Raw genomic sequence first — 23,574 nt, forward strand, 5'->3', positions numbered from 1 at the left:
TCAGGGCTCCATGCCGCCCTTGAGCAGGGCGAGCGTGTGGGCGATCAGCGCGTCGTCGCCGATCTGCGGGTTGGCGAACACGCCACGCCAGATCGGCGCGGCCGCGTAGGGGAGAAGGGTGAGGCCGATCAGCGAGACCACCAGCAGGCGCGGATCGAGCTCGGGGTTGAGTGCGCCGCGGGCCTGGGCGGCGGCAAATTTCTGCGCCAGCAGCAGCGGCACCAGCGGGGCCACGCGGTCCATCAGGCGTTCGCGCAATACGCCGCCCTCGCAGAGGATCTCGCGCACCCACAGCTGGGAAATCCACGGGTGCTGGGCGACGTTGCGGCTCATGTCGCGGAGGAAGGCCTCGACCAGTGCCAACGGATCGTCGCCGGCCTGCTGCAGGCCCTGGGCGGCGGTCATCACCAGCGGCAGGAAGCGCTCCTCGACCATGGCGTCGACCAGCCTGTCCTTGTTGCCGAAGTAGTAGTTGAGCAGGGCAGGGGTCACCCCGGCGCGCTCGGCGATGGCGCGCAGGCTGGTGGCCTGGATGCCCTGGTGGGAGAACAGGTCGGTGGCGACGTTCAGTAGCAGCTCGCGCTGCACCGTGGCATCGGCGGCGGGGCGCCCGGGGGCGCGTGGGGTTTTGGTCTGTTTGCTCATGGCATCAATAATTAAATATGCGATTAATTAATTGCAAGCGCCGTTCGTCCATCGGGGAGCGGTAGACGAACACTGATAGCTGGCTAATAATTAGATCTGGTTGTTTCGTCAGCTTCGTCGTAGCCATCTACCTTCTTCTCAAATGCCTTCTCTGGTAGTCCTCGTGCGCGATTCCCTTTCGGCTTTGTTCGCTCCCGATCTTGCCGCCCTGCAGTTCGCCTGCAAGACGCTGCTGAGCGGCGGTCTGGCGCTGTGGTGCGCCTTTCGCTTCGATCTCGACCAGCCGCAGTGGGCGCTGATGACCGCCTTCATCGTCGCCCAGCCACTGGCCGGCATGGTGGTGCAGAAGGGCCTGGCGCGGCTGCTCGGCACCCTGATCGGCACGGCGCTGTCGGTGTTCTTCATGGGGCTGTTCGCCCAGGCGCCCTGGCTGTTCCTGCTGGTGATGGCCCTGTGGCTGGGCCTGTGCACGGCGGCCTCGACCCTGCTGCGCAGTGCCTGGGCCTATGCCTTCGTGCTGGCCGGCTACACGGTGGCCATCATCTGCCTGCCGATCACCGGCAAACCGCTGCTGGTGTTCGACGAGGCGGTGGCGCGCTGTACCGAGATCTGCCTCGGCATCCTCTGCTCCATGGCGGTCAGCGCTGTGCTCTGGCCACAGCGCGTGGAGCGCGTGGTGGTGCAACAGGCGCGCGCGGCCTGGCAGGGCGGGGCGCAGGCGGCGGCCGCCGCGCTGCAGGGCCGGGCGGCGGGGCGCCAGGGCTTGCTGGAGACGCTCGGGCGCATCGTCGCGGTGGATGCCCAGCGCGAGCATGCCTGGTTCGAGGGTCGGCTGGGTCGCCAGCGGGCCCGCGGCCTGCGCGCCCTGACTCGCGAGCTGCTCGGCCTGTTGCGCCTGGCCCGCGGCGTGGCGCGCCAGTGGCAGCAGCTGGACGAGGCCGACGCGCACGCGCTGACGCCGCTGCTGAACGAGGTCCAGGCCCTGCTCGCCGAACCGGACATGGCGCGCCAGGAGGCGCTCTACCAGCGCCTGCTGGAACAGTCCCGCGAAACGTCCATGCCCCTGGCGCGGCAGTACTGCCTGGGGCGCATGGCGGTGCTGGTGCGGCAGCTGTCGCGGGCCCAGGCGACGCTGGAGGCGGTGGTGCGTGGCGAGGCTCCACAGGGCGCGCCGCCGCCCTTGTCCTGGCACCGTGATGTGCAGACGGCCGCCGTCTACGGTCTGCGCAGCTGCCTGACTCTATTGGTACTGTCGGCCTTCTGGTTGGCTACCGGCTGGCCCGCCGCCAGCGGTGCGCTGCTGCTGGCTGCGGTGGTGTGCAGTCTGTTCGCCAGCCGCGAAAACGCCGACCTGATCGGCATGGCCTTCCTGCGCGGGATCTTCTACGCGTTGCCGGTGGCCTTCTTCGTCGGCCAGATCCTGTTACCGCAGTGGAACGGCTTTCCGCTGCTCTGCCTGGCCCTCGGCGTGCCGCTGTTCTTCGGCCTGCTGGCCATGTCGCGCCCGGCGCTGGCCGGCGCCGCGACGTCCTTCTGCCTGCACTTCATCGTGCTCTGCGCACCGCGCAACGACATGGCCTACAACGTCGCCTTGTTCCTCAACGAGGCGCTGGCGATGCTGATCGGCGTTGGCTGCGCGGTGCTGGCGCTGCGCCTGATCGTGCTGCGCAATCCGGTATGGCACGGCCGGCGCCTGCTCAAGGCAACCCTCGACGACCTGGCGCGGCTCTGTTCGCGCACCCTGGAGGGCGCCGAGAACTGGTTCGGCGGGCGCATGGCGGATCGCCTGCTGCAGCTGGCGCGCTTCTATCCGCAGCTGCCGGAAGGTGGCCGCAGTCGCTGGGACGACGGCATCGACAGCCTCGACCTGGGCGACGAACTGCTGCACCTGCGCGCCTGCCTGGCGGCGGCACCCGCTGCGCCGCGCCAGGCCGAGCGGCGCTTCTTCGACGAGGTGCAGGCGCTGCTGCGGCGTGGCCCGGCACAGGCGCGCGGTGACGATCTGCAGGCGCCGGCGGATGCCCTGGCGCGAGCCCTGCACGATCAGCCGCCGGCCATCGAACTGCGCCTGGCCGAGGCCGCGTTGCTGCAACTGACCCACAGCTGGCGCCAGTGGTGCGACCGGCAAGGAGAACCCCATGGCGTTGCGTGAGTTGACCCTGGGCGGCGTGCTGCTCAGCCCCATGCTGCTGTACGCGCTGCTGGCGCTGCTGCTGACCGGCGCACTGCGCCTGGGCCTGCAGCGCGCCGGCCTGGCGCGCTGGATCTGGCACGAGGCGCTGTTCGACTGCGCCCTCTATGTTTGCGTGCTGGCGGGGCTGATGGCCGTGCTGGCGACCTGGTAAGCAGGTTCTAAGGAGTTGGTGATGAATGCACTTCCCCGTGTGGCGGTGACCCTGGTGACGGTCCTGTTGGCCCTGCTGGCCGGCTGGTGGCTGTGGCACTTCTACATGATCTCGCCCTGGACCCGCGACGCGCGGGTGCGCGCCGACGTGGTCACCATCGCGCCGGACGTGTCCGGCTGGGTGGTCGAGCTGAAGGTCCACGACAACCAGGCGGTCAAGGCCGGCGACCTGCTGATGAGCATCGACCGCGAGCGCTACCAGGCGGCCCTGGACAAGGCCCGCGCCCTGGCCGAGACCCGTCGCCAGCAACTCAACCTGCGCCAGCACGAGGCTTCGCGGCGCGCCCATCTGGGGCCGCAGGCGATCAGCGCCGAGTTGCGCGAGAACGCCCAGATCAACGCCGAGATCGCCAGCGCCGAACTGCAGCAGGCTGAGGCCGAGGTCAAGCTGGCCGAGCTGAACCTCACGCGCAGCGAGGTGCGTGCGCCGCGCTCCGGCCAGATCACCAACCTGCACCTGGCCCAGGGCAACTACGTGCAGAGCGGCCAGGCGGTGATGGCGCTGGTGGCGGACGATTCCTTCTACGTGCAGGCCTACTTCGAGGAGACCAAGCTGCCCGGCATCCGTGTCGGCGCAGCGGCCGAGGTGATCCTGATGAGCGGCGGCGAGCCGCTGCAGGGCAAGGTGCAGAGCATCAGCCGCGGCATTACCGACCGCAACGCCGCGCAGGACGCGCAGCTGCTGGCCGATGTCGAACCGACCTTCAACTGGGTGCGCCTGGCCCAGCGCATCCCTGTGCGGATCGAGCTGGAGGCGGTGCCGAAGGAGCTGCCACTAAGTGCGGGGATGACGGCGAGCGTACGGGTTATGGAGCAGGAGTAGGAGCGTCTTTCGCGTTGCCGGCTGGAGCTGGGACGAGGAGTTCCTGCTTCTTTTTGCGATGGATCAGGCAGGTGGCAAAGTAGGCGAGGAAGATGCCAATAAAGCCCTGAATGGCCATGTTGAGATAGCCCATCTTGAGCAGTCGCTGGTACTCGGCACTCTTGATCAGCTCCTGCACTGCCTGCTGTGTTTCTTCAGTCAGCTCTGGTGCTTTGGGTTTAAGCCCTTGGCGCTTCTCAAGGAGTTGTGCGTAAGGCTCGAGCAGTTTGCTCTTGAAGAACTCGTTGAGCATGCCCGAAGAGCAGGAGTGAATAGCGGCCGCCACGACAAGAATCGCAGTGGTTGCCAGCTTACGAACACTCGGTTTCCAGAATTCCATTTCCAGCGATCTCTATAGTTCCACGTATGAAAAAAGCCAGCCGGGCTGGGTGCCCGGCTGGCTTTCAGGTCGAGCCTTAGCCAACCGTGACTTTCGGCATCTCCGGCATAGTCAGCGTCTGCTCGGCGCGTGGGGCCAGTACTTCGGCCTCGCCGTCCACCACCTGCTCCTGGTTCTGGTTGAACACGCGGGTGGCCAGGCGTACGCGGCCCTTGGGCAGTTTTTCCAGCACTTCCAGCTGCACGGTCAGGGTGTCGCCGAGTTTCACCGGGCGGGTGAACTTGAGCTGCTGGCCGAGGTAGATGGTGCCCGGGCCGGGCAACCGGCAGGCGATGGCCGCGCTGATCAGCGCGCCGCTGAACATGCCGTGGGCGATGCGCTCCTTGAACATGGTTTCGGCGGCGAAGGCGGCATCCAGGTGCACCGGGTTGTTGTCGCCGGAGACGGCGGCGAACAGCTGCACGTCGCGCTCTTCAACGGATTTCACCAGGCTGGCCTGCTGGCCGACTTCGAGGGCGTCGTAGGGGATGTTGGTGACCTGAGTCATACGGGTTCCTTGCTGGGAGTAGGGCACTGGCGGCTGCGGGCCAGGGTCCGCTCCAGCCAGCCGTGCAGGTAGTCGGTGACCTCGTCGCGGTTGCTCTCGTTGAGCAGCTCGTGGCGGGCCTCGGGGTAGATCTTCAATTCCACATTGCTGAGGCCGGCGGTGCGCAGGGCGCCGGCCAGGTCGCCGAGGCGCTTGCCTTCGCTGACCGGGTCGCGGTCGCCGCCGATCACCAGCAGCGGCAGGTCGCTGTCGATCTGCGCCAGGTTGCGTACCGGGGTGATCTGCTGGAAACCGTCCATCAGGTCGCACCACAGCTGGGTGGTACAGACGAAGCCGCACAGCGGATCGGTCACGTACTTGTCGACTTCCGCCGGGTCGCGGCTGAGCCAGTCGAAGCCGGTGCGGTTGGGCTTGAAGGCCTTGTTGAACGAGCCGAAGGATAGGAAGTCGATCAGCTTGCTGCGGCCCTGGGGGCCGAGGCGCCAGCGCTCGAAGCGGGCGATCAGGCTGGCGGCCTTGTACAGCGGCAGCGGCTGGTAGTTGGAGCCGGACAGGATGGCGCCCTGCAGGCTGCAGCTGTGCTGCATCAGGTAGGCCATGCCGATATAGCTGCCCATGCTGTGGCCGAGCAGCAGGATCGGCGCCTGCGGATGCTGCTGGCGGATATGGTGATTGAGGCTGGCGAGGTCGCCGACCACCTTGCTCCAGCCGTCCTGCTCGGCGTACAGGCCTAGCACGCCTTTCTCGGCGGTGACGCCGTGGCCGCGCTGGTCGAGGGCGTACACCTCATAACCGTCGGCCACCAGGCGCTCGGCCAGGCGGGCGTAGCGCAGGGAGTGCTCGGCCATGCCATGGGCGATCATCAGCACCGCCTTGGGCGGGGTGTCGGCGTGCCAGTGGAATACGTGCAGGGGGGTGCCGTCGCTGGCGCTGATCCAGAATGCTTGCTGGTGCATGGCGGTCCTTGTGCCCAGGGGAATCGCGGCATTGTGCATGGCTTGTTCGGCCAGGCAAAGGGCCGCTAGCGCCAGCTGTTGTGGCGCTTGAGGATGCGCATGTACTCGCCGCTGGCGTGCAGCTCGCGCAGGCCGCGTTCGAAGATGGCGGCCCAGTCCGGCTGGCCGGCGCGCGGGGCCGCGAAGCCGACCACCAGCGGGATGCGTTCCAGCGCCGGTTCCTGCCACACCAGGCGGCCGCGCAGCTCGTCGTCGCCGTCCACCAGATACTCGCCGACGATGCGCTCCAGCAGCACCAGGTCGAAGCGCTTGGCCGCCAGCTTGCGCAGGTTGCTGATGTCGTCCACTGCCTCCTCGGCGACCAGGCCGGACTCGAAGATGCGCGGCGGGTAGCCATAGCCGCGCACGATGCCGACCCGGCGCCCGCGCAGGTCGGCCAGCTCACCGAACGGCTGGGGCTCGCTACGCCGTACGAACAGGCCGAGCTGGCTGTAGAACAGCGGCCGCGAGGCGGTGAGGTTCTCTTCCTTGATCTCCTGTGGCCACAGCGCCAGCGCGCCCTGGTAGCTGCCCTGACGCAGCTCGGCGCGCACCCGCGCCCAGGGCAGGAAGTCGATCTGCGGGGTGTAGCCCTGGGTGGCGAATGCGCGGCGGGTCAGCTCGACGATGCTGCCGCCGTCCGCCAGCTGCTGGCTGCTGTAGGGCGGGTATTCCAGGGTGCCCAGGCGCGGCTGGGCCGCCAGCGGCAGGCAGAGCAGGGCGAGTACGACGAGGTAGAGGTTGCGCGGCATGGATGGCGGCATTCGTGAGCTGATTAGTAGCTATAGCCCAGCCAGGGATGAATCGCCGAAAAGCATGGTAAAGATTCACAGGGTCTATGGAGACCCTCGGCTATTTGCCTGTTGTCCCCGAGCTGCTAAGTTCCGGACCAGTCCGGTCGCATCTCAGGCGTCCGGTTTGCACATTCAGGTCTAGGGGAATAACAACAATGCAACCTGACTTCTGGGACGACAAACGCCCGGCCGGCGTGGCCAACCAGCTCGACTTCAATCTCTACCGCTCAGTGGTCGAAGTCTTCGAGCGCTCCTGCAAGAAATTCGCGGATCGCCCGGCATTCACCAACCTCGGCAGGACGCTGACCTACGCCGAGCTGGAGCGCTATTCCGCAGCCTTCGCCTCCTGGTTGCAGAAGAACACCGATCTCAAGCCCGGCGACCGCATCGCCGTGCAGATGCCCAATATCCTGCAGTACCCGATCGCCGTGTTCGGTGCCATGCGCGCCGGCCTGATCGTGGTCAACACCAACCCGCTGTACACCGTGCGCGAGATGCGCCACCAGTTCAACGACGCCGGCGTGCGCGCCCTGGTGTACCTCAACACCTTCGGCAAGTCGGTGCAGGAAGTGCTGCCCGACACCCAGGTCGAGTACCTGATCGAGGCTCGCCTGGGCGACATGCTGCCGCCGCTCAAGGGCATGCTGGTCAACGCCGCGGTCAAGCACCTGAAGAAGATGGTGCCGGACTACCAACTGCCCCAGGCAATCGCCTTCAAGGACGTGCTGCGCGCCGGCAAGGGCCACTCCTTCCAGCCGGCCAAGCTGAGCCTGGACGATATCGCCGTGCTGCAGTACACCGGCGGCACCACCGGCGTGGCCAAGGGCGCGATGCTCACCCACGGCAACCTGGTGGCCAACATGCAGCAGGTCTACAACTGCCTGCAGCAGCTCGGCGACGACGGTCTGCCGCTGATGAAGGAGGGCGGCGAGATCATGATCGCGCCGCTGCCGCTCTACCATATCTATGCCTTCACCGCGAACTGCATGTGCATGATGGTCAGCGGCAACCACAACGTGCTGATCACCAACCCGCGCGACATCCCCGGCTTCGTCAAGGAACTGAGCAAGTGGAAGTTCTCCGCGCTGCTCGGCCTCAATACCCTGTTCGTCGCGCTGATGGATCACCCGGACTTCAAGAACCTCGACTTCTCCCGCCTGAAGGTCACCAACTCCGGCGGCACCGCGCTGGTCAAGGCCACCGCCGAGCGCTGGCAGCAGATGACCGGCTGCAGCATCGTCGAGGGCTACGGCCTGACCGAGACCTCCCCGGTGGCTACCACCAACTGCTATGGCAAGCTGGCGCGCCTGGGCTCGGTGGGCATTCCGGTGGTCGGCACCACGCTCAAGGTGATCGACGACGACGGCGTCGAGCAGCCGCTGGGCGAGCGCGGCGAGCTGTGCATCAAGGGCCCGCAGGTGATGAAGGGCTACTGGCAGCGCGAGGAGGCCACCGCCGAGGTGCTGGATGCCGAAGGCTGGTTCAAGACCGGCGACATCGCGGTGATCGACCCGGACGGCCATGTGCGCGTGGTCGACCGCAAGAAGGACATGATCATCGTCTCCGGCTTCAACGTGTACCCGAACGAGATCGAGGACGTGGTCATGGCCCACCCGAAGGTGGCCAGCTGCGCCGTGATCGGCGTGCCGGACGAGAAGTCCGGCGAGGCGGTCAAGCTGTTCGTGGTGCCGCGCGAAGGTGGCGTCTCCATCGACGAGATCAAGGCCTATTGCCGCGAAAACTTCACCGGCTACAAGGTGCCCAAGCACATCGTGCTGAGGGACTCCCTGCCGATGACTCCGGTCGGCAAAATCCTTCGCCGCGAGCTGCGCGATATCGCCTGAAGCCCAGCTGCCCAGGGCTTTTCACCCGCTCCATCAGGAAATGACCGATCAGTGATGATCGGTCATTTTTCTGACCGCTGGGGCTGCCTTTGGTGCTAGGCGCTCCCTGGCAAAGCTGCTACTCTCGGCACGCTTTGCGCCAGTCCCCACCTCGCGTCAAGGTCAACACATCACAACAAATGACCGCCATTGCGCGCGGTGTAGACAAGCTGTTGCTCAGGAGTAGGCTTCCATGATCGATAACTTCTGGAAGGACAAATACCCTGTCGGAATCGCTGCCGAGATCGATGCCGACCAGTACCCCAACATCCAGGCCGTACTGAAAGAGTCCTGCCAACGCTTTGCCGATAAGCCTGCTTTCAGCAACATGGGCAAGACCCTGACCTACGGCGAGCTGTACGAACTCTCCGGCGTCTTCGCCGCCTATCTGCAGAACCACACCGACCTCAAGGCCGGCGATCGCATCGCCGTGCAGTTGCCCAACGTCCTGCAATACCCCGTGGTGGTATTCGGCGCCATGCGTGCCGGCATGATCGTGGTCAACACCAACCCGCTGTACACCGCGCGGGAAATGGAACACCAGTTCAACGACTCCGGCGCCAAGGCCCTGGTCTGCCTGGCCAACATGGCCCACTTGGCGGAAGAGGTGCTGCCGAAGACCGGCGTCAAGCACGTCATAGTTACCGAGGTAGGTGACCTGCTGCCGCCGCTCAAGCGCCTGCTGGTCAACACCGTGGTCAAGCACGTGAAGAAGATGGTCCCGGCGTTCAACCTGCCGCAGGCCGTCAAGCTGAACAAGGCCCTGGCCATGGGCCGCGGCAAGCCGGTCAACGAAGCCAGTCCGCACAACGGCGACGTCGCCGTGCTGCAGTACACCGGCGGCACCACCGGCGTAGCCAAGGGCGCCATGCTGACCCACCGCAACCTGGTGGCCAACATGCTGCAATCCAAGGCGCTGATGGGCTCCAACCTCGGCGAAGGCTGCGAAATCGTCATCTGCCCGCTGCCGCTGTACCACATCTACGCCTTCACCTTCCATTGCATGGCGATGATGCTGACCGGCAACCACAACATCCTCATCACCAACCCGCGCGACCTGCCGGGCACCGTGAAAGAGCTGGGCAAGTGGAAGTTCACCACCTTCGTCGGCCTCAACACCCTGTTCGTGGCCCTGTGCAACAACGAGGACTTCCGCCGTCTCGACCTGTCCGCCCTGAAGCTGACCCTGTCCGGCGGCATGGCCCTGCAACTGGCCACCGCCGAGCGCTGGAAGGAAGTCACCGGCTGCCCGATCTGCGAAGGCTACGGCATGACCGAGACCAGCCCGGTCGCCACCGTCAACCCGTACCAGAACATCCAGGTCGGCACCATCGGCATCCCGGTTCCGTCGACCCTGTGCAAGGTCATCGACGACGCCGGCAACGACCTGCCGCTGGGCGAGCGTGGCGAACTGTGCGTCAAGGGCCCGCAGGTGATGAAAGGCTACTGGCAGCGCCAGGAAGCCACCGACGAGATGCTCTCGGCCGACGGCTGGCTGAAGACCGGTGACATCGCCGTGATCCAGGATGACGGCTACCTGCGCATCGTCGACCGCAAGAAGGACATGATTCTGGTGTCCGGCTTCAACGTCTACCCGAACGAACTGGAAGACGTGCTCGCCACCCTGCCGGGCGTGCTGCAGTGCGCCGCCATCGGCGTGCCGGACGAGAAGTCGGGCGAGGCGATCAAGGTCTTCATCGTGGTGCGTCCGGGCGAGAGCCTGACCAAGGAGCAGGTGATGGAGCACATGCGCGCCAACCTCACCGGCTACAAGGTGCCGCGCTTCGTCGAGTTCCGCGACAGCCTGCCGACCACCAACGTCGGCAAGATCCTGCGTCGCGAGCTGCGTGACGAGGAGCTGAAGAAGCTGGCCGCCACCGCCTGATCTTCAGCAGCATGAAAAAGCCCCGCCTAGGCGGGGCTTTTTCGTTTCTGCGACTCGCTCAGTCGGGCAGCAGCGCCTGGCGCAGCGCCTCGGGCAGGGCAGTCGGCTGCTTGCTCTCGGGGTCGATGCATACCTGGGTCATCGAGGCGCGGAAGGTCACCTCGCCGGAGGCCTGACGGCCCTCCACGGTGAAGCTGAACGACGTGGCGCCGGGTGCTTCGCTGCGCACCTCGATGCTGATCACCTCGTCCCAGGTCATCGGCGAGAGGAATTCGACCGACAGCGCCCGCGCCGGCGGCAGGATGCCCATGGCGAACAGCTTGCGCAGGCCCTCGCCACCGAGGCGGTGGGAGAGGAATTCGTGGATAGCCTCGATGACGAAGTAGGCGATGCGCGGTGTGTAGACGATCCCTGCCGGGTCGCAGTCGCCGAACAGAACGGTGCGGGTGGTGGTGAAGGGCATGACGGATACGTGCCTGTTCGAGTCGTTGAAGGATGCCGTGATCATAACGGCTGCCGCCGTCAGCGGCAGTGCTATCAGGCCTCACCATCGGGGCTCAGTCGCTGTTCCAGGCGCGGAACTGGTGGGTGAGCGGGTCGTCTCGCTGTCGCGATGCGCCAGTGGAGTCCGGCACGGGCCGTCCATGCAGGCAATGCAGCTGCCCGCTATGCTGTGCGCCACCAGCTTCGTCAAGGATGACGATCCATGTCGCAATACCACCGCGTGTGGTGCCCGGGCGGCACCTATTTCTTCACCCATGCACTGCGCCAGCGCCACCACAGCGATCTGCTGGTGCGCTACATCGACCAGCTACGCGTGGCCGTGCGCACCGTGCGCACCGAGCATCCGTTTCATATTCACGGCTGGGTCGTGCTACCGGACCATCTGCACTGCGTGATCGAGTTGCCGGACGGCGATGCGGACTTCGATCTGCGCTGGCGCCTGATCAAGCTGATCTTCTCCCGCGACCTGCCGCTGCAAGAGAAACGCTTCGCCCTCAACCACACCCGGCGCGAGCGAGGCGTCTGGCAGCGCCGCTATTGGGAACACCTGATTCGCGACGAACCCGACCTGCGCGCGCACCTGGACTACCTGCATTTCAACCCGGTGAAGCATGGGCTGGTCGAACGAGTCGTGGATTGGCCCTATTCGACTTTTCACCGGGAGGTGCGCAATGGCGTGTATCCGGCAGATTGGGGCGGTGGGACGAGCCCGGCGGCCGTGGTGTACGACGATTGAGTTGCCTGGCGCGGAAAAGGTTGGGGTTTGCAGGGTGTCCGTTTTTGTAGGGACCGCTCTTGTAGGTGTACTCGCCGAAGGCAGTACACCAACGGGCGCCGCACGGAACTCTATCCGTTAGCAATTGAGCCGCCTGCTCGGTGGGCTGTCGCTCCGCTCCGAGACCACCCTACGTGAGATTACCCTGCGGATGGCTTAGTCGGCCGTGGCCGTACACCAACCCCGCCCCTTACAACTTCAACCGCCGAATCGCCTTGCCCAGCTCATCGGCCAGGCTCACCAGCTCGGCGCTGGTGCTGGCCGAGGCGAGGGTCTGTTGCACGGTCTGTTCGGTGACATCACGGATGCCCACCACCGAGCGGGTCATTTCCTCGGCGACCTGGCTCTGCTGTTCGGCGGCCACGGCGATCTGCGTGTTGCTCTCGCGCATCAAGGCCACCGCCTGGGCGATGTGGCCGAGGGCCTCGCCGGCGGCGCCGGCTTCCTGCACGCACTGGTCGGCCTTAAGCGAGCTCTCCTGCATGAACTCCACGGCGTCGCGGCTGGCGGACTGGAGGTTGCCGATCATGCGGGTGATCTCGTCGGTGGAGTCCTGCACGCGCTTGGCCAGGTTGCGCACCTCGTCGGCCACCACGGCGAAGCCACGGCCCATATCGCCGGCGCGGGCCGCCTCGATGGCCGCGTTGAGCGCGAGAAGGTTGGTCTGCTCGGCGATGCCGTGGATGGTCTCGACCATGCTGCCGATGGTGCGGCTGTCCTCGGCCAGCTGCTGGATCATCTCCGCCGTCTGCTGCACACCCTGGGACAGTCCGGCGATGGCCTGGCTGGCGCGGCCCACCACCTGCTGGCCGACGCCGCTGAGGCGGTCCGCCTCGGTGGACTGGTCGCGGGTATCGGCGGCGTGCTGGGCGATGTGGTGCACGGTGGTGGACATCTCGTTGATCGCGGTGGCGGCCTGGTCGGTCTCGCTCTGCTGGCCGAGCATGCCGCCGCGCACCTGCTCCATGCTGGCGGCCAGGCGCCGCGCGCCTTCGTCGAGGCTGGCGGCGGCCTGGGCCACGGTGCCCACCACGCGCTGGTAGCCAGCCTGCATGGCGTTGAAGGCGTTGGCCATCTGGCCCACTTCGTCGCGGCTGTCCAGCTCGGCACGGGCGGCCAGGTCGCCGCTGCGCTCCACGTGCAGCATCACGTCCTTGAGCCGGTTGAGGTGGCTGAGGATGAAGCGGATCAGCAGTTGCGAGGCGCCGAGCAGGAGCAGCATCAGCGCGAACACGCACAGCGCATAGGCGCCGGCACGGGCCTCGAACACCTGCCACAGGCTCGGTGCGCTGGCCGTCACCGCCAGGCGCTGGCCGTCGCCGGCATCCTGCAGCCAGGCGCCGATCACTGGTGAGTCACCCCATAGGCCGTCGTGTTCCAGCTCGACCCAGCCGCGCTCCTTGCCGGTCACGCCGGGCAGGGCCGGCTTGCCGCCGCTGGCGAAGCTCAGCACCTGGGCATCGCGCGGCAGCGCGCTGCCGGCCGGCCAGGCGGCCAGCAGCGCGGCCTTGGCCTGCGCCGCTTCGCGGGCGGTCTCGTGGCGGCCGGCCTGTTCCTGCTGCATGGCGAACAGCACCAGCATCAGGGTGGTGACGAAGGCCACCAGGTTGACGGCCCAGAACTTGTATTTGAGGGAGAGATCGAGAATCCACTTTTTCATATAGGTATGTCTGCACGCGGCTGGTCTGGCACTTGGCCATATCCTGCCTGCGGGCGATGCGGCCGGAATTGATCCCGATCAACCCGACAGATTCCGGCGCCAGCCGCTCGTCGCGGCGTGTCCAGGCGCCGGCAATCTGCGACAATCGCCGCCTAGCCGAAGTAGCCGCCCGTTGCGATGACCGATACCCACGAATCCCTGCTGAAGAACCTCGACCAGACCCTGCTGGCCGACCGTAACCGCCTGCGTCGCCAGCTGCACGAACTGCAGAAGCAGACACCGCCGGACGAAGCCAAGCTGGCCCAATGGCTGGAGCGCTTCCAGGCCTCCATCGCCAAGGTCGAGGCGCGCAAGCGCAGCATCCCGACCATCCGCTACGACGACGCCCTGCCGATCGCCGCCAAGCGCGACGAGATCAAGGCCGCGCTGGAGAAGCATCAGGTGCTGGTGATCGCCGGCGAAACCGGCTCGGGCAAGACCACCCAGCTGCCGAAGATTTGCCTGGAGATCGGTCGCGGCGTGCACGGCCTGATCGGCCACACCCAGCCACGCCGCTTGGCCGCGCGCAGCGTCGCCACCCGGGTGGCCGAGGAAATCGCCACGCCGCTGGGCGAGCTGGTCGGCTACCAGGTGCGCTTCGAGGATCAGAGCAAGGACAGCACGCTGATCAAGCTGATGACCGACGGCATCCTGCTCGCCGAGACCCAGCACGACCGTTTCCTGGAGAAGTACGACACCATCATCGTCGACGAGGCCCACGAGCGTTCGCTGAACATCGACTTCCTGCTCGGCTACCTGAAGACCCTGCTGCCGCGTCGCCCCGACCTCAAGCTGATCATCACCTCGGCGACCATCGACCTGGAGCGCTTCAGTAAGCACTTCAATGACGCGCCAATCATCGAGGTGTCCGGCCGCACCTACCCGGTGGAAACCTGGTACCGCCCGCTGGCCGCCGAGGTGGACGAGGAGGGCGAGAGCCTGCTCGACGACCTCACCGTCGACCAGGGCATCCTCGCCGCGCTGGACGAGATCGCCGCCCACGAGAAGGCCGAGGGCAAGCGCCCCGGCGATGTGCTGGTGTTCCTCCCCGGCGAGCGTGAAATCCGCGAGGCCGCCGAGGTGCTGCGCAAGGCCAACCTGCGTTTCACCGAAGTGCTGCCGCTGTATGCGCGGCTGACCCCGGCCGAGCAGCAGAAGATCTTCGCGCCCATGGCCGGGCGCAAGATCGTGCTGGCCACCAACGTCGCCGAGACTTCGCTGACCGTGCCGGGCATCCGCTACGTGATCGACAGCGGCACCGCACGGATCAGCCGCTACAGCTACCGCGCCAAGGTCCAGCGCCTGCCCATCGAGGCCGTGTCCCAGGCCAGCGCCAACCAGCGCAAGGGCCGCTGCGGCCGGGTCGAGCCGGGTATCTGCATCCGCCTGTACAGCGAGGAGGATTTCCTCGGCCGCCCCGCATTTACCGATCCGGAAATCCTGCGCACCAACCTGGCCGCGGTGATCCTGCAGATGCTCAATCTGCGCCTGGGCAGCATCGAGGACTTCCCCTTTATCGAGCCGCCGGATGGCAAGGCCATCAGCGACGGCTTCACCCTGTTGCAGGAGCTGTCGGCGGTCAACCGCGAGAGCCAGCTCACGCCTATTGGCCGCCAGCTGGCGCGCCTGCCCATCGACCCGCGCCTGGGCCGTATGGTGCTGGAAGCGGCCAAGCTCGGCAGCCTGGATGAAATTCTGATCGTCGCCTCGGCGCTGTCGGTGCAGGACCCGCGCGAACGGCCGATGGAGCGCCAGCAGGCCGCCGACCAGGCCCACGCGCAGTGGAAGGACGTGGACTCCGACTTCGCCGCGCTGATCAACCTGTGGCGCGGCTTCGAGGAGAAGCGCCAGGAGCTGGGCAGCAACCCGCTGCGCAACTGGTGCAAGAAGAACTTCCTCAATTACCTGCGCCTGCGCGAGTGGCGCGACGCTCACCGCCAACTGGTGCTGATCGCCCGCGAACTGCAGTTATCGCCAAGCAAGTCAGAGGACGGTCGTAAGGTGGACCGGGCGGCGGACCGGTCGCCCGCAGGGCAGCCCACCGCCAAGCCCGGTCAGAAAGGCCAATCTGCACAAGGCCCGCAGCCGACCAAAGACACCAAGGTCATCGTCCGCGAGCAGGCCGAGGCCGGCGAGGCCGCGCAGCGAGCCAAGAGCTACGCCGCGGTGCACAAGGCGATTCTGTCCGGCCTGCTTAGCCAGATCGGCCAGAAGACCGAGGAGGGCGACTACCTCGGCGCACGCCAGCGGCGCTTCTGGATTCACCCGTCCTCGGTGATCGGCCGCAAGAAGCCGACCTGGGTGATGACCGCCGAGCTGGTGGAAACCACCAAGCTGTTCGCCCGCATGGTCGCCAAGATCGAGCCGGACTGGATCGAGCCGCTGGCCGGCCACCTGATCAAGAAGAACCACTTCGAGCCGCACTGGGAGAAGCGCCGTGGCCAGGTGGTGGCCTTCGAACAGGTCACCCTGTACGGCCTGATCGTGGTCGGCCGCCGCCCGGTGCATTTCGGCCCGGTCGACCCGGTGGCCTCGCGCGAACTGTTTATCCGCGAGGGCCTGGTGCGCGGCGAGATCAACAGCCGCGCCAAGTGCCTGGCGGCCAACCGAGAGCTGCTCGATCGCCTCGACGAGCTGGAGGCCAAGGCCCGCCGCCGCGACATCCTTGCCGATGAGGAAACCCTGTACGCCTTCTACGAGGCGCGCATCCCGGCGGAGATCCACCAGGCCGCCACCTTCGAGCATTGGTACAAGAGCGAGAGTGCGAAGAACCCGCAGCTGCTGATCATGCGCGAGGAGGACGTGCTGGCCCGTGACGCCAAGGAAGTCACTGCCGCCCAGTACCCGGACATCCTCCAGCTCGGCGAGCTGCAACTGCCGCTGACCTACCACTTCGAGCCCAATCACCCGCGCGACGGTGTGACCCTGCGCGTGCCGGCACCGCTGCTGCCGCAATTGCCGGCGGACCGCCTGGAATGGTTGGTGCCGGGCCTGATCGAGGCCAAGGCCATCGCCCTGGTGCGCAACCTGCCCAAGGCGATCCGCAAGAACTTCGTGCCGGTGCCGGACTTCGTCGGCGCCGCGCTCTCCAAGATCGCTTTCGGCCAGGGTTCGCTACCCGAATCCCTCGGCCGCGAGCTGACCCGCATGACCGGCGCCCGCGTCTCCGACGAGGCCTGGGAGGAAGCGGCGCAGCAGCTGGAGTCGCATCTCAAGATGAACCTGGAAGTGGTCGACGCTCGTGGCAAGTTCCTTGGCGAAGGCCGCGACCTGGCCGAGCTGACCGCGCGCTTCGCCGAAGCCAGCCAGGCCGCCCTGGCCATCCCGCAGCAGAAGCAGGAACAGAAGCCGGTGGAGGCCAAGGCCTTCGCCCAGGTCGCCGAGAAGACCCAGCAGAAGATCGCCGGCCTTTCCATGACCGTGTTCCCGGCGCTGGTGGAAGAGGGCGGTGTGGTCAAGGAAGGGCGCTTCCCGACCCAGGCCGAGGCCGACTTCCAGCACCGCCGTGCCCTGCAGAAACTGCTGCTGCAACAACTGGCCGAATCGGCCAAGTTCCTGCGCGGCAAGCTGCCGGGCCTCACCGAGCTGGGCCTGCTGTATCGCGAGATGGGCCGCCCCGAGGCACTGGTCGAGGACATCCTGCTGGCCAGCCTCGATGCCTGTGTGCTCGAAGGCGAAGCCACGCTGCCGCGAGATGGCGCGGCGCTGGCCGCCCTGGCCGAGAAAAAGCGTGGCGACTGGACCGGCCACGCCGAACGTATCGCCAAGCTCACCCTGGACATCCTCAAGCTCGCCCACGGCCTGCAGAAGCGCTTCAAGGGCAAGATCGACCTGGCCCAGGCCATGGCCCTCAACGACATCAAGCAGCAGCTGGCCAACCTGGTCTATCCCGGCTTCGTCCGCGAAACGCCCGGCGAGTGGCTGAAGGAAATCCCGCGTTATCTGAAAGCCATCGAGCAGCGCCTGGACAAGGTCGGCAGCCAGGTGCAGCGCGACCGCGTGTGGACCGGCGAGCTCACCGCCGCCTGGGAGCAATACCAGGCTAGAGCCGCCAAGCACGCCCAGGAAGGCAAGCGCGACCCCGAGCTGGTGCTGTACCGCTGGATGCTGGAGGAATACCGCGTATCGCTGTTCGCCCAGCAGCTCGGCACGAAAATGGCGGTGTCGGACAAACGGCTGAGCAAGCAGTGGAGTCAGGTGGAGGCCTGAACCGGTTCAGGCCGTTAACAGGGAGGTTTAGATGAAACTGAGGATGCTGGTTTTCGGGCTCTTGAGTCTGTGTCTGGTCGCGTGTGCTCAGCGCCCACCCCAGCGGTCGGAGCCGTCGACAGAGGCCCAGCCCTGCAAGTCGGAACAGTGCGAGCAGAAGCCTGAGCGGCCCAAGCCGTCTACCGGGGAGCAAGTGGTCTATGGGGTGGTGGGAACAGTGGCGGCGCTGGTCGCGCTTCCCGTCATCATCGTGTCCTATATCGTCATTTGCCCGTTCTCCGATGCCGAGATGTGTAGCTAACCGGTAGTGGCACTGGATCGAGGCATGATGGCATTCTGAGCTCATGTCGGCGCCGCTTCGGCCGACATAGGTGGGCCGCCCGTCCTGGGCGACCATGGCACAGGAGCTGGCGGTGAGGGTGATCGAAAGGCTGACGCGGTCGCTGAACCCGTTGCACGGCTTGCCCGAGGCGACGCGCCGGGAGTTCGCCCACTGGTACCAGCAGGCCAAGCTGCCGCAGATCCGCTACGTTGCGTTCCTCACCATGGGGCTGTACCTGATCTACGCCGCCATCGAGCAGAACGTGGCCGGCGATCACCTCGGCCTGCGCCTGCTGGCACACGGCATGGTAGTGCCCCTGGCGCTGCTGGCCGTGGGCCTGATGAGCTACCACGAGGCTGCGCAGCGCTGGATGCTGGTGCTGCTGTTCGTGGCGCCGGTCGGCGCGGTGGTCACCAACCTGGCCTTCAACTACGGCAAGGCGGATTTCGCCTACTTCGTGCCGGAGATATATCTCAACCTGATGTGGACCTTCACCGTCTCCGGCCTGACCCTGCGCCAAGCCCTGCAGACGGCCGGCGCCTCGGTGGTGCTGCTGCTCGTCGTCACCCTCGGCGACGCCCTGCAGCCGGGCGTGCAGCGCCTGCACCTGATCTGGGTGCTGGCGTCCTTCTCCTTCGGCGTGCTCTGCGCCTTCGTGCTGGAGAAGGCGCACAAGACCATGTTCCTGCACCAGGGCCGGCTGGCCCTCAGCGCCACCGTCGACGGCCTCACCGGGCTGTGGAACCGCTCGCGCATCGACCAGCTGTTCGCCGAGGAAATCGCCCGCGCCCAGCGCTACGGCACGCCGTTCTCGGTGATCCTGCTGGACATCGACCACTTCAAGCACGTCAACGACCACCACGGCCACGCGGTGGGCGACAGCGTGCTGCGCCAGTTCGCCACGCTGCTGCGCGACAACGTGCGCAGCGTCGACAAGGTCGGCCGCCTGGGCGGCGAGGAGTTCCTCGTCATCCTGCCGGAGATCGACGCCCTGCAGGCGCAGACCGCCGCGCTCACCCTGCAGGCGCGCATCCGCCAGTTCGACTTCGACACCGTGCTGCGCAAGACCGCCAGCTTCGGCATCACCCACTACCTCGGCGACGAGAACCCGCAGAGCATGCTCGACCGCGCCGACCGGGCGCTGTACCGGGCCAAGGCCAATGGCCGGGACCGCATAGAAGTGCTCTGAAACGGCCGACAAGGCTTGTCATCATCCAGGGGCTCGACGGCACGCAAGTGATAGGGCATGTTGACGCCCCCTCGCATCCACCCGGATCAGCCATGTTCGAAATCCAGCCCATGAGCCCCGAGCTCTATCGCCAGCAGACCCGCCGCAGCACCTTCGTGGTGATTGCCATCTTCCTGGTGCTGGCCATGCTCTGCGCCACCGCCAGCACCCAGCTGTTCGGCGGCCCGCCCGGCGACAACTTCAAGTGGAACCTGCTCGGCGTGCTCACCGGCATGGCGCTGACCGTGGCCGTGGTGCGCCAGCAGCTGTGGCATCGGCCGTTCATGGCGGCTGCTGCCTATGGCTGGGGGCTCAAGCGCAGCCTGATGCGCGTCACCAACGTCATGCACCACGTGAAAGCCGGCGTGGCCGCGGGCGACGCCAACGCCATGCAGCTGCTGCGCTTCTACCACCTGGGCGTGACCCAGATGCACCAGCTGGACGGCAACAGCGCCGACCTCAGCCACATGGTTCGCGAGATCGACGCGCACCGCGAGCTGATGGAGCAGCGCGGGCTGGACCTGGAGCAGAACCGCCTCGATCCGGCCTGGCTGGAAGCGGTGAAGACCTTCAAGCCCTAAAGCAGCAACGCCAACCAGGTAGAGGCGAACAGCAACAACGCCAGCATCTGGTTGAAGCGCTTCATCCGCTGCGGCGACTGCAGCAGGCGGGCGCTGCCGGCGCCGAGCAGGGCCCAGGCGGTCATGCACGGCATGGCCAGCAGCAGGAAGATCAGCGACAGCTGCAGCACGCGCAGGGCCTTGTCCGCGCTGCCGGCGGCGAACACGCTGACCACCGCGACCGCCATCATCCACACCTTGGGGTTCACCAGTTGCAGCGCCGCCGCGCCCAGCGGGCCGAGTGCGCGCGCGTCCTGGGCGTTCAGCGGCGCGGCCGCGCTGCGCCATAGTTGCCAGGCCAGCCAGCTCAGCCATAGCGCGCCGAGCCAGCTCATCGCCAGCTGCACGCGCGGGTAGCGCAACAGCACCTCGCCCAGGCCCAAGCCCACCAGCAGCACGATCAGCGCCGCCGCCAGGCAGGCGCCGAGTACCAGCGGCAGAGTGGCGCGCACGCCGAAGCGCGCGCCGTGGCTGAGCGCCAGGATATTGGTCGGCCCCGGCGTGATGGTGGAAGCGAAGGCGAACAACAGGAAGGGCAGCAGGGACTGCATGGCTCAGTCCCTCCCGCTGTCGCGCGAAGCGAGGAAATAACGCATGGCATGGGCTCTCCGTGGTGATGGAGGCTCATGCTGCGGCGTGGCGGCCGATCAGTCTGGAAGCTTTGTGCAGCGGCGCCGGTAATCGGCGGGCGTCAGCCGGTAGGCGCGGCGGAACCAGCGGCCCAGGTGGCTCTGGTCGGCGAAGCCCAGGGCGCTGGCCACATCGGCCGGAGTGTCGCCACGGGCCAGCCGCTGGCGCGCCTTGGCCAGGCGCAACTGGATCAGGTAGGCGTGCGGGGCGATGCCGAAGGCGCTCTTGAAGGCGCGGCTGAGGCGGAAGCGATCCACCCCGCAGGCCGCCGCCGTGTCGTCCAGGCCGATGTCCTGGTCGAAGTTCGCATGCAGGTAGTCGCGGGCGCGCTGCGCCACCAGCGGCAGGCGCGGGTCCGGGTTCTCCCGTTTGCGCCACTGCAGGCGGCTGGTCATGCTGCCCAGCAGGTCGTCGATGGCGGTCTGCCGGACGATGCGCAGGTCACCGTCGTGCAGCGTGTGGAAGGCGCGGAAGATGGCGCCGGCCATCGGGGCGTCGTTGTTGAGGATATTGGCGAAGCTCGGCGTGCTGTTCGCCGGTGCATGCTCGAACAGCGCGTGCAGCTCGCGCTCCAGCCACTGCGGGTCGATGTACAGCATGGAATAGGTGAAGCCTTCCGCGGTCGGCGCGTGGCCGTCGTGGATCTCGCCCGGCTCCAGCAGAATCACCTTGCCCGGCGTGCTCAGGTGCTTCTCGCGGCGGCAGTTGAACTGCTGCACGCCCTGTTCGGTGACTCCGACCAGGTAGCTGTCGTGCCAGTGCGGGTCGTAGGCGTGGCCCTCGAAGTGGGCACGGATCGACTCGATGCCGGTGTCGGCATCCTGCGCGAGGTCGATCCAGTTGCGTGTGTCCACGGGGTTCTCCGAAAGCGGCGCTCGGCCTGTCGTGACCTTAGCGCGTCCGCCTGCCGAGGTTTAGAAGATTTGTGCAGGCGGCCGGGCCGCTTATCCGATGGCCATCATTCGGGCCGATCCGCGCCCAAGCGGCGCCGTCCTTTACCGGTGCCGGGGCATTCTCTAGAGTCAAGGCTACCGGTTCCGAGCTGTCCCGCGAGCGCCTGATGCCTTTCTCCCTCCTTGCCATGCTGCACTGCCGCCGGCTCCTGCTGGCGGCGGCCCTGTTCGTGCCGAGCCTGGCGAGCGCCGCCTGCCAGGTGACCCTACGCTGGGACGACGACCCACCCTTCAGCATGCAGCTGGCGGATGGCGAGGTGGTCGGCGCCACCGTCGACGGCGTGCGCTCCGTGCTGCACGGCATGGGCTGCGAGGCGCGTCTGGTGCGTTTGCCCTGGGCCAGGGCCCTGCGCGAGCTGGAGCAGGGTCGCCTCGACATACTGCCCGGCGCCTTCCGCAAGCCCGAGCGTGAGGTGTACGCGCACTTCTCCGGCGTGGTCGAGGAGGCCTCGCGCAACATCCTGTTCATGCGCCGCGATGCCGCCGCCCGCTGGCCGGTGAGCGAGCTGCTGCAACTGCGCGACACCACCTTCCGCCTGGGCGCGCAGATGGAGGTGTCCTACGGGCCGAGCTACCTGGAGCTGTTGCAGACACCGGCCTTCCACGAGCGCATGAAGTTCAGCTCCAACCGCCTCAACCTGTGGCGCATGGCCGCCAAGGGGCGCATCGACGGAGTGATCGCCGACGAACTCTCCGGCCAGCAGGAGATCGAGGAACTGGGCCTGAGCGAGCTGATCCGGCCCACGCCGGTGGTGGTGTCCAGCGAGGGCGTGGAAGTGGCCTTCAGCAAGAAGAGCGTGCAGCCCGAGTTCGTGCAGATGTATGCCGAGGTGCTGCGCAAGCAGCTCGCCGATGGCACCCAGGCGCGCATCAAGCAGCGCTATCTGCAACCCTGAACTGCCGCTCGTCTTATCCGGCGCGGGCGCCGTCCGCGCCAGCGCCGGCAAACCCCGGCGATGCAGGGCGCGGGCCGGCTTCAATCCTGCCGCGCGTCGCCCAGGGTGCGTTCGAGAAAGTCGCGCATCAGCGCCGCCACTTCCTCTAGATGCGTTTCCAGCAGCCAGTGGCCGCCGTCCTCGAACAGGTGCAGCTCGGCGTCCGGCAGGTCGCGCAGATAGGCGCGCGCCGCGCCCTCGGGCATGAAGCCGTCGCGCGGGCCCCAGAGGATCAGCGTTGGCGGCTGATGCTGGCGCAGGTACACCTGGTAGTGCGGGAACCAGGCCAGGTTCTCCCTCAGCCCGGTGATCAGCCGCAGGGCGATCTGCTGGCGGCGCGGCGTCATCAGCGCCCAGTGCAGCTGCCAGAGGTCCGGCGGGATGCGCGCGGCCACATGCGGCTCCACGTCGTTGAGGAACTCGTCGCGAAAGCCCTCCAGGCTCACCGACTCGGCCAGCGTGCGTTGCGTCTCGTCGCTGGGGTTGTTGAAGAACTGCTTTAGCGCGGCGTACTTCGGCCCCAGCTGGTCCTCGTAGATATCGCCGTTCTGCACGATCAGCGCGGTGATGCGCTGCGGCCGGCTGATGGCCAGGCGCAGTCCGATCTGCGAGCCGAAGTCATGCAGGTACAGGGCGAAGCGTTCGATGCCCAGGCGGTTGGCGAAGCGCGCGAGGAAGTCGGCGTAGCCGTCGAAGTCGTAGCTGAACTCGAAGGGCGTGCCCGAATAACCGCAGCCGGGAAAGTCCGGCGCCACCAGCCGCCAGCGGTCGGCCAGCAGCGGCAGCAGGTTGCGGAATTCGTAGGAGGAGCAGGGGTAGCCGTGGGGCAGGAGCAGCACCGGCGCATCCTGCGGGCCGGCTTCGCGGTAGAACACCTCGATGCCGTCCAAGTCCAGGCGCTGGTGGCGAACATGAGCGGGCGGTGGCATGGGACCTCCCTGAAGGGTTGCTGGTCCCGTTATGACAGCGCCTCGCGGAGGCTGCTTCGGTTGCCCGCCGGATGGTCGCCGTGGCGCGGCTCAGCGCTTGTTGGCGATGTCCTTGATGTAGAGCGCTTCGACCTTTTCCCGTGCCCAGGGCGTTTTGCGCAGGAACTTGAGGCTGGAGTCGACGCTGGGGTCGTGGGTGAAGCAGCGGATGGCGATGAGCTGGCCGAGGCGGTCCCAGCCGTGTTTGTCGACCAGGGCCTGGACGATGGCTTTCAGAGTTAGGCCGTGGAGGGGGTCGTTGCTCATCAGGTACTTGCTCAGGGCTGGTGGGGGCGGAGCCTGTCTCTTATACAACTCTGACGGTGCCGACGGCTGAGAGATATTAGTTACGGTATGAGATCGGATAGCTAAAATA

22 protein-coding genes are annotated in these 23,574 nt (G+C 66.7%); 11 read left to right on the plus strand and 11 right to left on the minus strand.

Annotated features, from left to right (window positions below; all coding sequences use genetic code 11):
- Positions 1–645: a TetR/AcrR family transcriptional regulator gene (locus tag FFS62_RS19265; RefSeq protein ID WP_137974460.1), complete on the minus strand. Its 645-nt coding sequence runs from the start codon at positions 643–645 to the stop codon at positions 1–3.
- Positions 646–787: 142 nt separating this feature from the next.
- Between FFS62_RS19265 and FFS62_RS19270 the strand changes: the two genes are divergently transcribed.
- Genes FFS62_RS19270 through FFS62_RS19280 form a run of 3 tightly spaced genes read left to right on the plus strand, consistent with a single transcriptional unit; the run spans position 788 to position 3,872 of the window.
- Positions 788–2,797 carry an FUSC family protein gene (locus FFS62_RS19270; protein WP_371920158.1) on the plus strand — a complete coding sequence of 670 codons (2,010 nt, stop codon included), beginning with the start codon at positions 788–790 and terminating at the stop codon, positions 2,795–2,797.
- Positions 2,784–2,990: a DUF1656 domain-containing protein gene (locus FFS62_RS19275; RefSeq protein WP_137974462.1), complete on the plus strand. Its 207-nt coding sequence runs from the start codon at positions 2,784–2,786 to the stop codon at positions 2,988–2,990. Before FFS62_RS19270 ends, FFS62_RS19275 begins: the two co-directional genes overlap by 14 nt.
- Positions 2,991–3,011: 21 nt before the next feature.
- Positions 3,012–3,872, plus strand: a complete 861-nt coding sequence (locus FFS62_RS19280) for an HlyD family secretion protein (protein ID WP_137974463.1) — start codon at positions 3,012–3,014, stop codon at positions 3,870–3,872.
- Here FFS62_RS19280 and FFS62_RS19285 read toward each other — a convergent pair.
- The 4 genes from FFS62_RS19285 to FFS62_RS19300 form a co-directional block, all read right to left on the minus strand.
- Positions 3,856–4,251 carry a hypothetical protein gene (locus tag FFS62_RS19285; RefSeq protein ID WP_137974464.1) on the minus strand — a complete coding sequence of 132 codons (396 nt, stop codon included), beginning with the start codon at positions 4,249–4,251 and terminating at the stop codon, positions 3,856–3,858. The genes FFS62_RS19280 and FFS62_RS19285 overlap by 17 nt on opposite strands.
- A 76-nt stretch (positions 4,252–4,327) precedes the next feature.
- Complete coding sequence (locus tag FFS62_RS19290) at positions 4,328–4,798, minus strand: MaoC family dehydratase (RefSeq protein ID WP_137974465.1); 471 nt, start codon at positions 4,796–4,798, stop codon at positions 4,328–4,330.
- Positions 4,795–5,754 (minus strand): alpha/beta hydrolase, encoded by a 960-nt coding sequence (locus FFS62_RS19295; RefSeq protein WP_137974466.1) that lies wholly within the window; start codon positions 5,752–5,754, stop codon positions 4,795–4,797. Before FFS62_RS19295 ends, FFS62_RS19290 begins: the two co-directional genes overlap by 4 nt.
- A 65-nt stretch (positions 5,755–5,819) precedes the next feature.
- Positions 5,820–6,545, minus strand: coding sequence for an ABC transporter substrate-binding protein (locus tag FFS62_RS19300; RefSeq protein WP_137974467.1), 726 nt, complete (start codon positions 6,543–6,545; stop codon positions 5,820–5,822).
- 197 nt (positions 6,546–6,742) lie between these two features.
- Between FFS62_RS19300 and fadD2 the strand changes: the two genes are divergently transcribed.
- Both fadD2 and fadD1 read left to right on the plus strand, forming a co-directional pair.
- Positions 6,743–8,431, plus strand: a complete 1,689-nt coding sequence (gene fadD2 / locus FFS62_RS19305; RefSeq protein WP_137974468.1) for a long-chain-fatty-acid--CoA ligase FadD2 — start codon at positions 6,743–6,745, stop codon at positions 8,429–8,431.
- A gap of 232 nt (positions 8,432–8,663) precedes the next feature.
- Complete coding sequence (gene fadD1 / locus FFS62_RS19310; protein WP_137974469.1) at positions 8,664–10,355, plus strand: long-chain-fatty-acid--CoA ligase FadD1; 1,692 nt, start codon at positions 8,664–8,666, stop codon at positions 10,353–10,355.
- A 58-nt stretch (positions 10,356–10,413) separates the two neighbouring features.
- On the opposite strand, the gene FFS62_RS19315 is transcribed toward fadD1, so the two are convergent.
- On the minus strand, positions 10,414–10,818 hold the full coding sequence (locus tag FFS62_RS19315) for a thioesterase family protein (protein WP_137974470.1): 405 nt from the start codon (positions 10,816–10,818) through the stop codon (positions 10,414–10,416).
- A 243-nt stretch (positions 10,819–11,061) separates the two neighbouring features.
- On the opposite strand from FFS62_RS19315, the gene FFS62_RS19320 reads away from it, so the two are divergent.
- Positions 11,062–11,595, plus strand: coding sequence for a transposase (locus FFS62_RS19320; protein WP_137974471.1), 534 nt, complete (start codon positions 11,062–11,064; stop codon positions 11,593–11,595).
- A 229-nt stretch (positions 11,596–11,824) separates the two neighbouring features.
- On the opposite strand, the gene FFS62_RS19325 is transcribed toward FFS62_RS19320, so the two are convergent.
- Entirely contained in the window at positions 11,825–13,294 is a 1,470-nt protein-coding gene (locus FFS62_RS19325) for a methyl-accepting chemotaxis protein (protein ID WP_137974472.1), read from the minus strand.
- A gap of 177 nt (positions 13,295–13,471) precedes the next feature.
- Here FFS62_RS19325 and hrpA point away from each other — a divergent pair, with 177 nt between their 5' ends.
- The 4 genes from hrpA to FFS62_RS19345 all read left to right on the plus strand — a co-directional run bounded on the left by hrpA (position 13,472) and on the right by FFS62_RS19345 (position 19,673).
- On the plus strand, positions 13,472–17,542 hold the full coding sequence (gene hrpA / locus FFS62_RS19330) for an ATP-dependent RNA helicase HrpA (protein WP_137974473.1): 4,071 nt from the start codon (positions 13,472–13,474) through the stop codon (positions 17,540–17,542).
- 31 nt (positions 17,543–17,573) lie between these two features.
- Positions 17,574–17,843, plus strand: a complete 270-nt coding sequence (locus tag FFS62_RS19335) for a hypothetical protein (protein ID WP_137974474.1) — start codon at positions 17,574–17,576, stop codon at positions 17,841–17,843.
- A 112-nt stretch (positions 17,844–17,955) separates the two neighbouring features.
- Entirely contained in the window at positions 17,956–19,053 is a 1,098-nt protein-coding gene (locus FFS62_RS19340; RefSeq protein WP_256662304.1) for a diguanylate cyclase, read from the plus strand.
- A gap of 92 nt (positions 19,054–19,145) precedes the next feature.
- Complete coding sequence (locus FFS62_RS19345; protein ID WP_137974476.1) at positions 19,146–19,673, plus strand: DUF3087 domain-containing protein; 528 nt, start codon at positions 19,146–19,148, stop codon at positions 19,671–19,673.
- On the opposite strand, the gene FFS62_RS19350 is transcribed toward FFS62_RS19345, so the two are convergent.
- Entirely contained in the window at positions 19,670–20,263 is a 594-nt protein-coding gene (locus FFS62_RS19350; RefSeq protein WP_137974477.1) for a LysE family translocator, read from the minus strand. The two genes, FFS62_RS19345 and FFS62_RS19350, sit on opposite strands and share 4 nt — an antisense overlap.
- Positions 20,264–20,359: 96 nt before the next feature.
- Positions 20,360–21,196 (minus strand): AraC family transcriptional regulator, encoded by an 837-nt coding sequence (locus tag FFS62_RS19355; protein ID WP_137974478.1) that lies wholly within the window; start codon positions 21,194–21,196, stop codon positions 20,360–20,362.
- 206 nt (positions 21,197–21,402) lie between these two features.
- Here FFS62_RS19355 and FFS62_RS19360 point away from each other — a divergent pair, with 206 nt between their 5' ends.
- Complete coding sequence (locus FFS62_RS19360) at positions 21,403–22,191, plus strand: ABC transporter substrate-binding protein (RefSeq protein ID WP_256662306.1); 789 nt, start codon at positions 21,403–21,405, stop codon at positions 22,189–22,191.
- Positions 22,192–22,271: 80 nt separating this feature from the next.
- On the opposite strand, the gene FFS62_RS19365 is transcribed toward FFS62_RS19360, so the two are convergent.
- Together FFS62_RS19365 and FFS62_RS19370 are read right to left on the minus strand one after the other, a co-directional pair.
- Complete coding sequence (locus FFS62_RS19365; RefSeq protein WP_137974479.1) at positions 22,272–23,159, minus strand: alpha/beta fold hydrolase; 888 nt, start codon at positions 23,157–23,159, stop codon at positions 22,272–22,274.
- 90 nt (positions 23,160–23,249) lie between these two features.
- Positions 23,250–23,465 carry a VF530 family DNA-binding protein gene (locus FFS62_RS19370; RefSeq protein ID WP_137974480.1) on the minus strand — a complete coding sequence of 72 codons (216 nt, stop codon included), beginning with the start codon at positions 23,463–23,465 and terminating at the stop codon, positions 23,250–23,252.
- Positions 23,466–23,574 lie beyond the last annotated feature (109 nt).

The organism is Pseudomonas sp. F(2018) (genome assembly GCF_005508865.1).
Lineage (GTDB): Bacteria > Pseudomonadota > Gammaproteobacteria > Pseudomonadales > Pseudomonadaceae > Aquipseudomonas.

Excerpts from the sequence above, each read along its gene's own strand:
- FFS62_RS19290 (WP_137974465.1), bottom strand. The coding sequence starts at position 4,798 with ATGACTCAGGTCACCAACATCCCCTACGACGCCCTCGAAGTCGGCCAG.
- FFS62_RS19345 (WP_137974476.1), top strand. The coding sequence starts at position 19,146 with ATGTTCGAAATCCAGCCCATGAGCCCCGAGCTCTATCGCCAGCAGACC.
- FFS62_RS19300 (WP_137974467.1), bottom strand. The coding sequence starts at position 6,545 with ATGCCGCGCAACCTCTACCTCGTCGTACTCGCCCTGCTCTGCCTGCCG.
- FFS62_RS19320 (WP_137974471.1), top strand. The coding sequence starts at position 11,062 with ATGTCGCAATACCACCGCGTGTGGTGCCCGGGCGGCACCTATTTCTTC.
- FFS62_RS19265 (WP_137974460.1), bottom strand. The coding sequence starts at position 645 with ATGAGCAAACAGACCAAAACCCCACGCGCCCCCGGGCGCCCCGCCGCC.
- FFS62_RS19325 (WP_137974472.1), bottom strand. The coding sequence starts at position 13,294 with ATGAAAAAGTGGATTCTCGATCTCTCCCTCAAATACAAGTTCTGGGCC.
- FFS62_RS19360 (WP_256662306.1), top strand. The coding sequence starts at position 21,403 with ATGCCTTTCTCCCTCCTTGCCATGCTGCACTGCCGCCGGCTCCTGCTG.
- FFS62_RS19370 (WP_137974480.1), bottom strand. The coding sequence starts at position 23,465 with ATGAGCAACGACCCCCTCCACGGCCTAACTCTGAAAGCCATCGTCCAG.
- FFS62_RS19335 (WP_137974474.1), top strand. The coding sequence starts at position 17,574 with ATGAAACTGAGGATGCTGGTTTTCGGGCTCTTGAGTCTGTGTCTGGTC.
- FFS62_RS19270 (WP_371920158.1), top strand. The coding sequence starts at position 788 with ATGCCTTCTCTGGTAGTCCTCGTGCGCGATTCCCTTTCGGCTTTGTTC.
- FFS62_RS19295 (WP_137974466.1), bottom strand. The coding sequence starts at position 5,754 with ATGCACCAGCAAGCATTCTGGATCAGCGCCAGCGACGGCACCCCCCTG.
- FFS62_RS19280 (WP_137974463.1), top strand. The coding sequence starts at position 3,012 with ATGAATGCACTTCCCCGTGTGGCGGTGACCCTGGTGACGGTCCTGTTG.
- FFS62_RS19275 (WP_137974462.1), top strand. The coding sequence starts at position 2,784 with ATGGCGTTGCGTGAGTTGACCCTGGGCGGCGTGCTGCTCAGCCCCATG.
- hrpA (WP_137974473.1), top strand. The coding sequence starts at position 13,472 with ATGACCGATACCCACGAATCCCTGCTGAAGAACCTCGACCAGACCCTG.
- FFS62_RS19285 (WP_137974464.1), bottom strand. The coding sequence starts at position 4,251 with ATGGAATTCTGGAAACCGAGTGTTCGTAAGCTGGCAACCACTGCGATT.
- fadD2 (WP_137974468.1), top strand. The coding sequence starts at position 6,743 with ATGCAACCTGACTTCTGGGACGACAAACGCCCGGCCGGCGTGGCCAAC.
- FFS62_RS19350 (WP_137974477.1), bottom strand. The coding sequence starts at position 20,263 with ATGCAGTCCCTGCTGCCCTTCCTGTTGTTCGCCTTCGCTTCCACCATC.
- FFS62_RS19365 (WP_137974479.1), bottom strand. The coding sequence starts at position 23,159 with ATGCCACCGCCCGCTCATGTTCGCCACCAGCGCCTGGACTTGGACGGC.
- FFS62_RS19315 (WP_137974470.1), bottom strand. The coding sequence starts at position 10,818 with ATGCCCTTCACCACCACCCGCACCGTTCTGTTCGGCGACTGCGACCCG.
- fadD1 (WP_137974469.1), top strand. The coding sequence starts at position 8,664 with ATGATCGATAACTTCTGGAAGGACAAATACCCTGTCGGAATCGCTGCC.